The organism is [Mycobacterium] manitobense (assembly GCF_025821665.1).
Classification (GTDB): domain Bacteria; phylum Actinomycetota; class Actinomycetes; order Mycobacteriales; family Mycobacteriaceae; genus Mycobacterium; species Mycobacterium arseniciresistens.
The window spans coordinates 1-13,839 of sequence record NZ_JACKSJ010000162.1; the positions used below are offsets into that span (position 1 = coordinate 1).

General features: G+C 69.9%; 16 protein-coding genes. 8 read left to right on the top strand and 8 right to left on the bottom strand.

Going from position 1 to position 13,839, the window contains the following annotated elements; translation table 11 throughout:
* The 3 genes from H7I41_RS19610 to H7I41_RS19620 all read right to left on the bottom strand — a co-directional run.
* A partial coding sequence (locus tag H7I41_RS19610) for a type VII secretion target (RefSeq protein ID WP_264014283.1) occupies positions 1-551 on the bottom strand: 551 nt, incomplete at its 3' end.
* A 79-nt stretch (positions 552-630) separates the two neighbouring features.
* Positions 631-1,032, bottom strand: coding sequence for an ESX-1 secretion-associated protein (locus H7I41_RS19615; protein ID WP_264014284.1), 402 nt, complete (start codon positions 1,030-1,032; stop codon positions 631-633).
* Positions 1,033-1,118: 86 nt separating this feature from the next.
* Positions 1,119-3,188: an AAA family ATPase gene (locus H7I41_RS19620; RefSeq protein ID WP_264014285.1), complete on the bottom strand. Its 2,070-nt coding sequence runs from the start codon at positions 3,186-3,188 to the stop codon at positions 1,119-1,121.
* Between the two features lie 129 nt (positions 3,189-3,317).
* On the opposite strand from H7I41_RS19620, the gene log reads away from it, so the two are divergent.
* The 7 genes from log to H7I41_RS19655 all read left to right on the top strand — a co-directional run bounded on the left by log (position 3,318) and on the right by H7I41_RS19655 (position 9,058).
* Positions 3,318-3,890, top strand: a complete 573-nt coding sequence (gene log, locus H7I41_RS19625; protein WP_264014286.1) for a cytokinin riboside 5'-monophosphate phosphoribohydrolase — start codon at positions 3,318-3,320, stop codon at positions 3,888-3,890.
* 61 nt (positions 3,891-3,951) lie between these two features.
* Positions 3,952-5,760 (top strand): long-chain-acyl-CoA synthetase FadD6, encoded by a 1,809-nt coding sequence (gene fadD6, locus H7I41_RS19630; RefSeq protein WP_264014287.1) that lies wholly within the window; start codon positions 3,952-3,954, stop codon positions 5,758-5,760.
* 78 nt (positions 5,761-5,838) lie between these two features.
* The gene (folP, locus tag H7I41_RS19635; RefSeq protein WP_308214643.1) at positions 5,839-6,714 is read left to right on the top strand and encodes a dihydropteroate synthase; all 876 of its coding nucleotides are present in this window, start codon (positions 5,839-5,841) and stop codon (positions 6,712-6,714) included.
* Positions 6,711-7,673: a glucosyl-3-phosphoglycerate synthase gene (locus H7I41_RS19640; protein WP_264014288.1), complete on the top strand. Its 963-nt coding sequence runs from the start codon at positions 6,711-6,713 to the stop codon at positions 7,671-7,673. Before folP ends, H7I41_RS19640 begins: the two co-directional genes overlap by 4 nt.
* A gap of 42 nt (positions 7,674-7,715) precedes the next feature.
* Positions 7,716-8,090 carry a DivIVA domain-containing protein gene (locus tag H7I41_RS19645; RefSeq protein ID WP_264014289.1) on the top strand — a complete coding sequence of 125 codons (375 nt, stop codon included), beginning with the start codon at positions 7,716-7,718 and terminating at the stop codon, positions 8,088-8,090.
* On the top strand, positions 8,087-8,713 hold the full coding sequence (locus H7I41_RS19650) for a DNA-3-methyladenine glycosylase I (RefSeq protein ID WP_302915383.1): 627 nt from the start codon (positions 8,087-8,089) through the stop codon (positions 8,711-8,713). The genes H7I41_RS19645 and H7I41_RS19650 overlap by 4 nt, the downstream gene beginning before the upstream one ends.
* 177 nt (positions 8,714-8,890) lie before the next feature.
* Positions 8,891-9,058: a DUF3117 domain-containing protein gene (locus H7I41_RS19655; protein WP_003406247.1), complete on the top strand. Its 168-nt coding sequence runs from the start codon at positions 8,891-8,893 to the stop codon at positions 9,056-9,058.
* A 22-nt stretch (positions 9,059-9,080) separates the two neighbouring features.
* Here the strand turns inward: H7I41_RS19655 and glgA are convergent, their stop codons facing one another.
* The gene (gene glgA, locus H7I41_RS19660) at positions 9,081-10,244 is read right to left on the bottom strand and encodes a glycogen synthase (protein ID WP_264014290.1); all 1,164 of its coding nucleotides are present in this window, start codon (positions 10,242-10,244) and stop codon (positions 9,081-9,083) included.
* 161 nt (positions 10,245-10,405) lie between these two features.
* On the opposite strand from glgA, the gene glgC reads away from it, so the two are divergent.
* Positions 10,406-11,620, top strand: a complete 1,215-nt coding sequence (gene glgC / locus H7I41_RS19665) for a glucose-1-phosphate adenylyltransferase (RefSeq protein ID WP_264014291.1) — start codon at positions 10,406-10,408, stop codon at positions 11,618-11,620.
* Positions 11,621-11,647: 27 nt separating this feature from the next.
* Here the strand turns inward: glgC and H7I41_RS19670 are convergent, their stop codons facing one another.
* Genes H7I41_RS19670 through H7I41_RS19685 form a run of 4 tightly spaced genes read right to left on the bottom strand, consistent with a single transcriptional unit; the run spans position 11,648 to position 13,837 of the window.
* Positions 11,648-12,427, bottom strand: a complete 780-nt coding sequence (locus tag H7I41_RS19670; RefSeq protein WP_264014292.1) for an MHYT domain-containing protein — start codon at positions 12,425-12,427, stop codon at positions 11,648-11,650.
* 36 nt (positions 12,428-12,463) lie between these two features.
* Positions 12,464-13,015, bottom strand: a complete 552-nt coding sequence (locus tag H7I41_RS19675; protein WP_372503771.1) for a GTP-binding protein — start codon at positions 13,013-13,015, stop codon at positions 12,464-12,466.
* A gap of 13 nt (positions 13,016-13,028) precedes the next feature.
* Positions 13,029-13,394 (bottom strand): DUF742 domain-containing protein, encoded by a 366-nt coding sequence (locus H7I41_RS19680; RefSeq protein WP_264014294.1) that lies wholly within the window; start codon positions 13,392-13,394, stop codon positions 13,029-13,031.
* A gap of 8 nt (positions 13,395-13,402) precedes the next feature.
* On the bottom strand, positions 13,403-13,837 hold the full coding sequence (locus tag H7I41_RS19685) for a roadblock/LC7 domain-containing protein (RefSeq protein WP_264014310.1): 435 nt from the start codon (positions 13,835-13,837) through the stop codon (positions 13,403-13,405).
* Between the last annotated feature and the right edge of the window lie 2 nt (positions 13,838-13,839).

Sequence of the window (13,839 nt, forward strand, 5' to 3'; positions counted from 1 at the left end):
GCGGCCTCACCGCCGGCCGGCCCGGTCGCCGCGGCGGCGGTCTGCGCTCCGGCGCCGGTGGCCGTCTCGACGATGCCCTGCACGCCCTGCAGCACCTGCGCCGGGATCTGGCCGAGCCCGGCGACGGCCTGACCGGCCGTCTGCGCAAGCTGACTCACCTGCTGGCCGGCCTGCTGGCTGAGCTGACTGAGCATCTGACCCGCACCCGACGATGCGCTGTTCGCGGACGACGGCGATCCCGCCGAACCCGCCGCGGCGTTGATCGCCTCCGCGCCCTGCTGGTCGCCCTGTTCGTAGAGGCCCGCCGATTTGAGCAGACCCTCCGCCAGCTGCTGGGCCTTGGACGTCGTCGAGGTCAGTGCGCCACCGCGGGCGCCGAGCAGATCGCCGAGCGCAGTCGTCACACCCGAGGCGATGTTGCCGTAGGTCGTGGAGACCGCGGAGATGTCGGGGGTGTTCGCAGAGACCTGTGAGACGGCATCGGCGACGTCTCCATGCTGCTGGGAGTAGGTGCGCAGGCTCCCCAGTTGGACGGACAGCGACCCTGACATGTGTCACTCTTTCGGTTCGACGGCGACGTGCAGCAATATTAAAGCCGCACGGTCACTGCTCGTCGCACCAATGTGACGGTCAGCGGGGGCGACCGCCAGGAACCGGCAGGGGAGCGGGCGCGTCGGGCACCGGGACCGTGGTGACGTCCGGGAACGGGAAGTCCAGACCGTCGCCCCAGGCGGCTCGGATCCTCTGTGCCCCGTCGTCGTCCACGCCGTCGTACGTGCGCGCCGCCGTGCGCAACATCTCCGCGATCGCGTCGCCGCTGCCTGCGGTCGTCTGCAGGCTTCCCAGGCGCGCGCCGAGCAGTTCCTTCAGCGCGGCCTGCATGCCGAATCCGATGGTGCCGTGCGTCGACGCCACCCCGGCCGCGTCGGGAGCGAGCTCGGCCAGCCGGGCGATGTCGGTGGCGACGTCGGCGTGGGCACGTGAGAACGCGCGCAGATCGCCGGTTTCGACGGACAACGGCTCACTGCTCACGACGCACCTCCTGGCTCGGCTGGTGTGTCGAGCTTAAGCGCGAGCTATGGGCGCGATGTGCACCAATTTCGATGGGCAGCGCGAACCTACGACGGACGGGATGCCGTCGCCTGACGACGCGCATCGCGCGCGGCGCCGCGCATCCCGACCGCATCGAAATCTGCGGCGACCGCGTCCAACGCCGAATGGTCCCCTGCAGTCAGAGCTTTCGCGTACTCGAGGGTGAGCCTGCCGAACACGCAACTCACGTCCAGCCGCGCGAGCGTGTCGGCCGCCCGCGTGTCGCCCAACCGCACCGCGTCCAGCAGCGCCCGCAGCGCCATCGCCGTCTGCCCGCCCCGCTCCGCCGTCTTGGCCGCGTCCCTCGCGGCCGCCACCGCCGCGTGCACGTCCCGGCGCGCGTGGTGCGTCCACGCGCGGGCCAGCATCAGTTCCGGAGCGAACAGCATCGACTTGAGGCCGTGCCGGGACTCCGCGCGCGCCAGGGTCTTTCCCGCCTCGACCGTCGCGCCCTGCTGACCGAGGGCCTGGGTCAACAACATCCACGCCAGCGACGCCCATGAGTATCCGGTCGGTGTCAGCTCCGCCGTGGCGCGGCGCAGCAGTTCGGTGGCGGTGTCCAGGTCACCCTGGGCGATCAGCACGTCGGCGAGCACCACCTCGCCGATCGCCCGGCCCGGCTGCTGAAGCTGCGCGTCATCGGCCAGCTCCCGCGCCAGCTCCGCGGCCCGTTGCAGCTCGCCGGCCATCAGCAGCGCGGTGGTCTGGCCGAAGCCACTGGTGAAGCGCAACAGACCCGGATGGTCTGCGGCCTGCGCCCGCTCGGCCATCGCGTCCACCTCGGCGAACCGGCCGAGCCTGGCGCAGGCGAGTGCGGCGGCCGAGGCCGCCCAGCCCACCGCCGTGCCGTCGGCCTCGGGCGTCGCCAACACCTCGGTGGCGATCTCCACCGCCCGGGCCGGCGTCCCGGCGTTCATCGCGAAGGTCGCCGACAGCGCATCGACCGTCGCGCGGGCGCCCGGCGCGGACACTCGGCCGCGCACCGTGCGCAGGAACGCCGTCGCGCGTTCCGGCTCCGACAGCATCCAGAACTGGTTCGCCGCCCGCGGCAGCGCCCACTCCATCAGGTCGTCCTCGCTGAGTCCGGCGGGATCGATCGCGGCCAGCACGGCGTCGGCGTCGCGGCCGCGGCCCTGCCAGGCCAGCGCGTAGGCCAGGGGGAGCCGGGTGGCCAGCCCGCTGGCCGGGGTGACCGCCGCCCGGCCCAGCTGCTCGCTGAGGTCGAGGTCGCCCAGCCGCAGCGCCTCGGCCGCTGCCTCGGCCATGACGTCGCCCGGCAGCTCGAAGTCGCTCTCGGCCGCCAGGACGGCCATCCACAGCCGGTCGACCACCCCGCCCGGCCCGGCGGCGGCCAGCCGCTCCACGAGTTCGGTGCGCATCCGGCGCAGATCCGGTCCGCCCAGTTCGTCGCGGGCCGCGTCGACGAACAACGGGTGCCCGGCCCGCACCAGCTCGCCATCGACGTCGATCAGACCGTGACGCCGTGCGTCGGCGACAGCGTCGTCACCCACCAGCGCCAGCAGCACCGGCAGCGGCACCGGATCGGTGACCACCAGGTAGTGCACCGCTCTGCGGGTGGCCGCGGGCAGGTCGGCCAGGAACTCCGCCACCTGGGTCTCCAGCCGGGCATCGTCGTGAGCCGCCGGGTCCACGTCCACCCGGGCCAGCAGGTCGTCGTTCCACAGCGCGGCCACCTCGTCGGTCGCCGGGCCGCCGACGGTGACGACCAGCCGAGTCTTGCCACCCACCGCGAGCCGGTGCAGCAGGGTTGCCGACAGCCGGTCCAGCAGGTGCGCGTCGTCGACCACGATCAGCCGCCCGGCCAGCGCCGCCTCGGCGGACCGCAGCACGGCCGCCGTCTTGCCCCGCGCCGGGATGTCGACGACGTCGCGGAAGGCACCGAAGGGCACCGCGCCAGCCGGCGCCGTCGCGATCACCCAGTCGGCGGGCCCGAGGCGCTCGACCGTCCGCCGCGCCAGCGTGGTCTTGCCGACTCCGGCCGGACCGATCAGCACCACGCCGCCGCGGTCCCGCAGGCCCGCCTCGAGCGCCCGCAGCGCCGGTTCGTGGTCAGTGGTCACCCAGTCGACAGGCACCGCCGGATCCTATGGCCCGCAGCTCAACAGCAACCGCGGAATCCCGATGCCCGCCGCTCCTAGGGGCCGGCGCCGCTCGTGCGGGTCGGCCGCTCGTCGGGCCCGGCGTCCCTCGTCTACGTTGTCGGGGTGCCATCCCCAGCCGATCCCGTCGCCGACCGCCAGTGGGCGGTGTGCGTGTACTGCGCGTCGGGTCCGACGCACCCCGAACTGATGGACCTCGCCACCCGGGTGGGGGCGGCGATCGCCGACCGCGACTGGACGCTGGTGTCCGGTGGGGGCAACGTCTCGGCGATGGGCGCTGTCGCCGACGGGGCGCGCTCGCGCGGCGGCCGGACCATCGGCGTGATCCCCAAAGCGCTGGTGCACCGCGAGCTGGCCGACGTCGAGGCCGACGAACTCGTCGTCACCGACACCATGCGGGAGCGCAAGCAGGTGATGGAGGACCGCGCCGACGCCTTCGTCGCGCTGCCCGGTGGCATCGGCACGCTCGAGGAATTCTTCGAAGCCTGGACCGCCGGATATTTGGGTATGCATACCAAACCCCTGGTCATGCTCGACCCGTTCGGGCACTACGCCGGCCTGCTGGCGTGGCTGCACGGCCTGGTCGACAGCGGCTATGTCGCCCCCGGGGCGCTGGACCGGCTGGTTGTCGTCGACGACGTCGACGCCGCCATGGCGGTATGCGCACCGGCCGGGTGATGGCAGTCACATGCGGGGATAGGGTGTTGCGCACATACGACCACCGGAGGGGACGCACCGCATGACCGACGAGAAATCCGGCACCCGCAGCAGCGTGGGGCTGCTCGACATCGCCAGCCGCGTGCCGGGCCTACTGATGGATGCGCCGACGATCGTGCGGGGTGTGGTGACCGGCTTCGGCGCCCGCCCGTCGGCCAAGACCTCGATCGGCAAGGTCTTCCAGGACCGGGCGGCCCGCTACGGCGACAAGCTGTTCCTGAAGTTCGAGGACCAGGAGCTCACCTACCGCGAGGCGAACGAGACGGTCAACCGCTACGCGGCGGTGCTCGCGGCCCGCGGCGTCGGCCACGGCGACGTCGTCGGCATCATGCTGAAGAACTCCCCGGAACCGGTGCTGATCATGCTCGCGGCGGTCAAGTGCGGCGCCATCTCCGGGATGCTCAACTACAACCAGCGCGGCGACGTGCTCGAGCACAGCCTCGGCCTGCTCTCGGCGACCGTCGTTGTCGCCGACCCGGACTTCGTCGATCCGATCAAGGAGAGCGGCGCGGACACCGATGCGCTGCTCACCCTCGACGAACTCAAGCGGCTCGCGGCGGAGGCACCGACCGAGAACCCCTCCACCGCGTCGGCCGTGCTGGCCAAGGACAAGGCGTTCTACATCTTCACCTCCGGCACCACCGGAATGCCCAAGGCCAGCGTGATGACGCACTACCGCTGGCTGCGCGCACTCGCCGGGTTCGGCGGCCTCGGCATGCGACTCAACAGCGACGACACCCTGTACTGCTGCCTGCCGCTCTATCACAACAATGCGCTGACGGTGGCGCTGTCGGCGGTGCTCAACTCTGGCGCGACGCTGGCGCTCGGCAAGTCGTTCTCCGCGTCGAAATTCTGGGACGACGTGATCCGGTACGACGCGACCGCGTTCGTCTACATCGGCGAGATCTGCACCTACCTGCTCAACCAGCCCGAGAAGGACACCGACCGCAAGCACCGGGTGCGGGTGATCGGCGGCAACGGTCTGCGGCCCGCGATCTGGGACGACTTCACCGAGCGGTTCGGTATCGACCGGGTGTGTGAGTTCTACGCCGCCAGCGAGGGCAACACCGCCTTCGTCAACTTCTTCAATGTCGACAAGACCACCGGCATCTGCCCGACGCCCGTCGCCTTCGTCGAATACGACGAGGAATCCGGTGACCCGGTGCGCGACGACAAGGGCCGGGTCAAGAAGGTCAAGAACGGTGAGCCGGGCCTGCTGCTGTCCAAGGTGAGCAACTTCCAGCCGTTCGACGGCTACACCGACGAGAAGGAGTCGGAGAAGAAACTCGTCCGCGACGCATTCAAGAAGGGTGACGTCTGGTTCAACACCGGAGACCTGATGCGGTCACAGGGCTTCGGGCACGCCGCGTTCACCGACCGCTTGGGCGACACGTTCCGCTGGAAGGGCGAGAACGTCGCCACCACCGAGGTCGAGGCCGCGGTCTCCAGCGACCCGCAGGTCGAGGAGTGCACGGTGTTCGGCGTCGAGGTGCCCGACACCGGCGGCAAAGCGGGCATGGTGGCCGTCCAGCTCAAGGACGGCAAGGAGTTCGACGGCAAGGCGCTGGCGAAGGCTGCGTTCGACAAGCTGCCCCCGTATGCGGTGCCGCTGTTCGTGCGGGTGGTCGAGGAACTCGCGCACACCTCCACGTTCAAGAGTCAGAAGGTCGACCTGCGCAAGGAGGGCTACGGCGGCAACTCCGGCGAGGGCGACGAAGAGGCGAACGACATCGAGGATCCGATCTACGTGTTGTCCGGCAAGGACGAGGGCTACGTCGAGTACTACGACGAGTACCTGGCCGAGGTGAAGGACGGCAAGAAGCCGAAGTAGCCGGGTGATTTGGGCGCGGTTTCGTTCGCTCAGCGAACGTAACCGCGCCGAAATCGCGGGCGTCGTTAGCCTGGATGCGTGGCGGCGACTTTTCTCGGCCGCCCGGTCGCCGGTGACCGGGCGCTGATCATGGCGATCGTGAATCGCACGCCGGACTCGTTCTACGACCGCGGCGCCACCTTCAGCGACGACGCCGCCAAGCAGGCCGCGCACCGCGTGATCGCCGACGGCGCCGACGTCGTCGACATCGGCGGGGTGAAGGCCGGGCCCGGAGTGGTGGTCGACGCGGCCGAGGAGATCGCGCGCGTCGTCCCGTTCATCGAGTGGCTGCGCGGCGCGTACCCGGACGTGGTGATCAGCGTCGACACCTGGCGCGCGGAGGTGGCCAAGGCCGCGTGCGCGGCGGGCGCCGACCTGATCAACGACACCTGGGGCGGGCACGACCGGGACCTGCCCGAGGTGGCCGCAGAATTCAGCGCGGGGCTGGTGTGCTCGCACACCGGCGGCGCCGTCCCGCGGACCAGGCCCTTCCGTGTGCACTACGGCATCTCCGAGCGCGGAGTGGTCGACGACGTCATCGCCGAGGTGACGCAGTCGGCCGAACGGGCCGTCGCCGCCGGAGTCCCGAAAGACCGCGTGCTGATCGATCCGACGCACGATTTCGGCAAGAACACTTACCACGGTCTTACTTTGTTGCGTCACGTGGAAGACCTTGTAAAAACTGGATGGCCGGTCCTGATGGCCCTGAGCAACAAGGACTTCGTCGGGGAGACTCTCGGTGTGGGTCTGACCGAACGCCTGGAGGGCACTCTCGCCGCCACCGCACTCGCGGCGGCGGCAGGAGCGGCGATGTTCCGTGTGCACGAGGTCGGACCCACTCGACGCGTACTGGAGATGGTCGCGTCGATACAGGGCGTGCGTCCACCGACGCGCACGGTGAGGGGACTGGCATGACTGCGATATCCGATCTTGCGGCCGATCTGACCGACGCCGAGGCGATCGCACGACACCGCTGGCTCACCGACCACAGCTGGAACCGACCGTCGTGGACAGTCGCCGAACTCGAGGCCGCCAAGGCCGGCCGCACCGTTTCGGTGGTGCTGCCCGCGCTCAACGAAGAGGCGACGGTGGCCAGCGTGGTCGAGACCATCACGCCACTGCTCGGCGGCCTCGTCGACGAACTGATCGTGCTGGACTCCGGCTCCACCGACGACACGGCCATCCGCGCCATGGCCGCCGGTGCGCGGGTGATCAGCCGTGAGTCGGCGCTGCCCGAGGTGGCGCCGCAACCGGGCAAGGGCGAGGTGCTGTGGCGGTCGCTGGCGGCCACCACAGGCGACGTGATCGCGTTCGTCGACTCCGACCTGATCGACCCCGATCCGATGTTCGTGCCGAAACTGCTGGGGCCGCTGCTCACCTGCGACGGCGTGCACCTGGTCAAGGGCTTCTACCGCCGTCCGCTCAAGGTGAGCGGCAGTGAGGACGCCAACGGCGGCGGCCGGGTCACCGAACTTGTGGCGCGTCCGCTGCTGGCTTCGCTGCGCCCCGAACTGACCTGCGTGCTCCAGCCGTTGGGCGGCGAGTACGCGGGCACTCGCGAACTCCTGACGGCGGTGCCGTTCGCCCCGGGTTACGGGGTGGAGATCGGCCTGCTGGTCGACGCCTACGACCGGCTCGGCCTCGACGCGCTGGCCCAGGTGAACCTCGGCGTGCGGGTGCATCGCAACCGTCCGCTGACCGAACTGGCGTCCATGAGCCGGCAGGTGATCGCCACCCTGCTCACCCGGTGCGGCATCACCGACTCCGGCGTGGGGCTCACCCAGTTCTTCGCCGACGGTGACGGCTACACCCCGCGCTCGTCCGGGGTGTCGCTGGAGGACCGGCCACCGATGGTGACGCTGCGTCCCCGCTGACCTTCTCGCGGGCTGTCACACCGGTCAGGCAGTATCGGGGACGTGACCCTGATCCTGCTGTACCTGGTCGTGCTGGTGCTGGTGGCCATCGTGCTCTTCGCGGTGGGCAGCGTGCTGTTCGGCCGGGGGGAGTCGTTGCCGCCCCTGCCCCGCGACACCACGGCCACCGTGCTGCCCGCCTCCGGCGTCACCGGCGTGGACGTCGAGGCGCTCAAGTTCACCCAGACCCTGCGCGGCTACAAGGCCAGCGAGGTCGACTGGGTGCTCGACCGGCTCGGCCAGGAGCTCGACCAGCTGCGCGGTGAACTGGCCGCGGTGCGCGGTGCGCACGGACTCGACGCGGACACCGGCGCCCGGCGGGACCCCGCCGAGGCCGGGGCACACGCCGCGCCGTCGGGCGAGCCGGACCAGCCGTGAGCACGCCCAGCGAGGACGACGGCCGGACGCGGTGCGGCTGGATCGACCAGAGCCGGCTGGCGCCCCCGGATTTCGCCCTCTACCGCGACTACCACGACACCGAGTGGGGCGTGCCGCTGCACGACGCGGGCGCGCTGTTCGAGCGCATCAGCCTCGAGGCCTTCCAGAGCGGGTTGTCCTGGCTGATCATCCTGCGTAAGAGGGACAACTTCCGGCGTGCCTTCGCCGGCTTCGACGCCGAGAAGGTCGCCCGGTTCACCGACCGAGACGTCGACCGCCTGCTGGCCGACACCGGGATCGTGCGCAACCGCGCGAAGATCGCCGCCACCATCGCCAACGCACGCGCGGTCGCCGACCTCACCGACGCCGGAGAGGACCTCGGCGAACTGCTGTGGTCCTTCGCGCCGGCGGCCCGGCCGCGGCCCGCCGACCTCTCGCAGGTTCCCGCCGTCACACCGGAATCCACCGCGATGGCCAAGGAGCTCAAGCGGCGCGGGTTCCGGTTCGTCGGTCCTACGACGGCGTATGCGTTGATGCAGGCCACCGGGATGGTCGACGACCACGTCGCGGACTGCTGGGTTCCGGCCGCCGCTGGGCAGCGCACCGGGGCCGTCGCGGACTGATCTTGGCGGCGCCGCGGGCGCGTCATCGACGGGTCTTGCACATCCACCCCGGTGGATAGGGAACAATGGAGGTCGTAGCAGTTCAGCGCCGGGTGCTGCCGACGAGTGGGCAGCCCGGCCGACCAGGTGTGGCGCAGCCACACTTGGCGGGATGGTTCATGGTGGAGGGAGCACTCGATGGCGGCGATGAAGCCCCGGACCGGCGACGGTCCTCTGGAAGCAACCAAGGAGGGGCGCGGCATCGTGATGCGGGTACCACTTGAAGGCGGTGGTCGACTCGTCGTCGAACTCACACCCGACGAGGCGGCCGCCTTGGGCGACGAACTCAAGGGCGTCACCAGCTAGACGGCCGGCCGGCTCCGGCCCGCTACGGGCAGACGTCTTGGTAGATCTGCAGGGTCTGCTCGGCGATGTGTGCCCAGGAGAACTCCTCGATGCAGCGCTGCCTGCCGGCCTGCCCGTACTCGCGGGCCTTGACCGGTTCGGCCACCAGGGAGTTGACCGCGTCGGCCAGTCTGGTCTCGAAGAACGCCGTGTCCTTGGCGTCGTAGTGCACCAGCAGCCCGGTCTGGTGGTCGGCGACCACCTCGGGGATACCGCCCACGTCGGAGGCCACCACCGGCGTCGAGCACGCCATCGCCTCGAGGTTGACGATGCCGAGCGGCTCGTAGACCGACGGGCACACGAAAACCGTTGCGGCTGAGAGAATCTCGCGGATCTTGCCGATCGGCAGCATCTCGCGCACCCAGAACACCCCGGTGCGTGCCCGTGCCAGTTCCTGCACCGCCGCCGTCACCTCGGCGGCGATCTCCGGCGTGTCCGGCGCGCCCGCGCACAGCACCAGTTGGACCTCGGGGGCGAAGCCGTGGGCGGCGGCGACCAGATGGGCGACGCCTTTCTGCCGGGTGATCCGACCGACGAAGGCGACGATCGGCCGGTTCGGATCGACGCCGAGTTCGGCCAGCACCGATTCGCCGGTCTGCGGCTCCGCCGGGTACCACACGTCGGTGTCGATGCCGTTGCGCACGACGTGCACACGGGCGGGGTTGAGCGCCGGGTAGGTCCGCAGCACGTCGGCGCGCATGCCCGCGCTGACCGCGATCACGGCGTCGGCGGCCTCCACGGCGGTGCGCTCCACCCACGACGAGATGCGGTAGCCGCCGCCGAGCTGTTCGGCCTTCCACGGCCGCATCGGCTCCAGCGAGTGCGCCGTCAGAACGTGCGGAACGCCGTACAGCAGCGCCGCGAGGTGGCCCGCCAGACCGGCGTACCAGGTGTGCGAGTGCACCACGTCGGCCTGGCCGGCGCCGTTGACCATCGTGAGATCCGCCGACAGCGTCGACAGCGCCGGATTGGCGCCCTTGAGCGCGGGATCGGGGTGCGCGACGAATGCGCCCGGGCGCTCCGCGCCCATGCAGTGCACGTCGACATCGCACAGTCTGCGGAGCTGGGCGACGAGTTCGGTCACGTGCACGCCGGCCCCGCCGTACACCTCGGGTGGGTACTCCCGCGTCATCATCGCCACCCGCATGGTTACGACGGTAGTTGTCGCGACGCGCCGCCGCAGGCTTGTTTTGAAGCTGCCGCAAGGCGGGTACGCGATGAGGGTTCCGGTGCCAAACGCCTTGACAGACCGGCCTTCAAAACGGTCAATGGCTGGCCCTGTTGGGTACCGGCGGATAGGTTTGAGTCATGAGGGAATTGCCACACGTGCTGGGCATCGTCCTGGCCGGCGGGGAAGGCAAGCGGCTCTACCCGCTGACGGCCGACCGGGCAAAGCCCGCGGTTCCCTTCGGCGGCGCCTACCGGCTCATCGACTTCGTGCTGTCCAACCTGGTCAACGCCCGCTACCTGCGGATCTGCGTTCTCACGCAATACAAGTCGCATTCGCTGGACCGCCACATCTCGCAGAACTGGCGCCTCAGCGGCCTGGCCGGCGAATACATCACCCCGGTGCCCGCACAGCAGCGGCTCGGCCCGCGGTGGTACACCGGCTCGGCCGACGCGATCTATCAGTCGATGAACCTGATCTACGACGAGGATCCCGACTACATCGTGGTGTTCGGCGCCGACCACGTGTACCGCATGGACCCCGAGCAGATGGTCCAGTTCCACATCGAGAGCGGTGCCGGGGCGACGGTGGCCGGCATCCGCGTGCCGCGCGCCGAGGCGACCGCGTTCGGGGTGATCGACGCCGACGAGTCCGGGCGCATCCGCAGCTTCGTCGAGAAGCCCGCTGACCCGCCGGGCACGCCGGACAACCCCGACGAGGCCTTCGTGTCGATGGGCAACTACATCTTCACCACCAAGGTGCTCATCGACGCCATCCGCGCCGATGCCGACGAGGACCACTCCGATCACGACATGGGCGGCGACATCATCCCGCGCCTGGTGTCCGACGGCATGGCCGCCGTCTACGACTTCTCCAACAACGAGGTGCCCGGCGCCACCGAACGCGACCACGGCTACTGGCGCGACGTCGGGACCCTCGACGCGTTCTACGACGCCCACATGGATCTGGTGTCGGTGCACCCGGTGTTCAACCTCTACAACAAGCGTTGGCCGATCCGCGGGGAGTCCGGCAACCTGGCGCCCGCGAAGTTCGTCAACGGCGGGTCCGCGCAGGAGTCGGTGGTCGGCGCAGGCAGCATCATCTCCGCGGCGTCGGTGCGCAACTCCGTGCTGTCGAGCAACGTCGTCATCGACGACGGCGCGATCGTCGAGGGCAGCGTCATCATGCCGGGCGCCCGCGTCGGCCGGGGAGCGGTGGTGCGCCACGCGATCCTGGACAAGAACGTCGTCGTCGGGCCGGGCGAGATGGTCGGCGTCGACCTCGAGAAGGACCGCGAACGCTTCGCGATCAGCGCCGGCGGGGTGGTCGCCGTCGGTAAGGGCGTCTGGATCTAGCCCGCCGCGCAGCGGCGTTCCCGGCGCTCAGGCGCGCGGCTCGAGCACCCTGGCGTCCGTCTCGGCGCCATCCGCGGTCCCCGTACGGTCGCTCGCCATCATCACGGCGGTGATCGGAACGGCCAGCGCCAGCAGGCCGATCACGAACACCGGGAACAGGAACGAGAAGACCTCGGGACCGGCGGGCACGGGAGCGGCGTGGTCGACGGTCACCCGGACCGCCGCCATCCCCGTGTAGTGCATCCCGACGACGGCCACACCCATCACCAGTCCCGCGACGAAACGCAGAGCCGGCGATTCGAGGACGAGCGTGAACCAGAGGGCGGCGGTGGCCGCGACCACCGCGATCACGATCGACAGGGCGACGAGGGTCCTGTCGTAGGCCATCGCGCCCTGCATCTGCAGCGCCCACATGCCGGTGTAGTGCATCCCGGCGACGGCCAGACCGGTGATCACGCCGCCGGCGACGAGCCGGGCCAGATGGACGGTGCGGCCGATGGTGAGCAGTCCGATGAACACCGCGGAGATCGACAGCACCGCCGAGGCGATCGTCCAGCCGAGGTGGTAGCGGACCACGCTGCTCGGGATGGCGAAACCGAGCATCGCGATGAAGTGCATCAGCCAGATCCCCACCCCGCCGATCGCGATCGATGCCATGGCGAGCCAGCGCAGACGGCTGCGGTTGTCCGGGGCCGCGGCGCTGCACCGGGTGCACGCGAGCCCGACGACCGAGCCGCTCACCGAGACGATGTAGGCCAGGAACAGCAGCCAGATGCCCATGCCGAAGTGGTGTACGTGATCGCTCATGGTTGTTCCCTCGTCGATTCGGAAGTGGTCACGGGCTCAGGGCACCGTCGTCGGCAGCAGGTCGAGTGCGTAGGTGGTGATCGCGATCAGTGCGGTCTTCGCCGAACCGCGGTCACGGGCGTCGACGCTGATGACCGGGACGGTGGGCGGTACGGCGAGTGCCTCGCGAAGTTCTTCTGCGACGCAGGCCGGGGCGTCGTCGAACTCGTTGACGGCGACCAGGAACGGTATCTTGCGTGCCTCGAAGAAGTCGACGGCGGCGAAGCTCTGCTCGAGTCTGCGGGTGTCGATGAGGACCACGGCGCCGATCGCACCACGCACCAGGTCGTCCCACATGAACCAGAACCGGCGTTGTCCCGGAGTCCCGAACAGGAAGAGCACATGGTCGTCGGCGATGGTGATGCGGCCGAAATCCATTGCGACCGTCGTGCTCTCCTTGTCCGGCGTGGCATCGAGGTCGTCATGCCCATACGAGACGCCCGTCACCAGGGCCTCGGTGCGCAACGGCACGATCTCCGAGACCGCGCCGACGAACGTGGTCTTACCGACACCGAAGCCGCCGGCGATCACGATCTTCGTCGACGACACCGTGACACCACCCTCATATCGCGCGTAGTCCACCGAGGGTCCTCTCGATCAGCCTGCGCCGTTCGGACACCGTCGAGTGGTCGGTCAGCGACGCGTGGACACGCAGGTGGCCGCTTTCCACCAGGTCCGCCACGAGCACCCGGATCACGCCGATGGGAAGACCGGCGTGCGAGGCGATCTCGGCGATCGACGGCCTGCGGGTGCACAACCGGATGATGGCGTTGCGGACATCGCCCGGCGCCCAGTCACCGTCGCCGCCCGACACCAGGGCCTCCACCGTGACCTCGATCGGCAGCTCGATGCGGGGGGTGGTTCGCCCGGCCGTGAGGGTGTACGGCCGTGCCGGATTGGCGGCTCGTCGCTGCTCTGGCCCGTCCATGTCGAACGTCAACGGGCCGCCCGCGTCGCCCGGGGAGTCGCCTGCACGGTCTTGCCGACCCGGTCGACGAGCAACGCCATCTCGTATCCGACCTGCCCGATGTCACACGAGATCGTCGCCAGCACAGCAAGATACGAGCCGTCACCGACGCCCATCACCAGCAGGAACCCGCCATCCATCTCGATGATCGACTGGCGTACGTCGCCCGCATCGAACAGCCGCGCGGCGCCGCTCGACAGGCTGGCCAGACCAGAGGTCACGGCTGCCAGCTGCTCGGCGCGGTCCCCGGGCAGGTGGGAACTCGAGGCCATCAGCAGACCGTCGGCGGACACGAGGATCGCATGTGACACGCCGGGGACATCCCTGACGAAGTTGGCGACGAACCAGTCCAGGGTGCGGTTGGCCGTGGGAGCGGAGCCTGCGGGCCAACCGTGGGATTGCATGT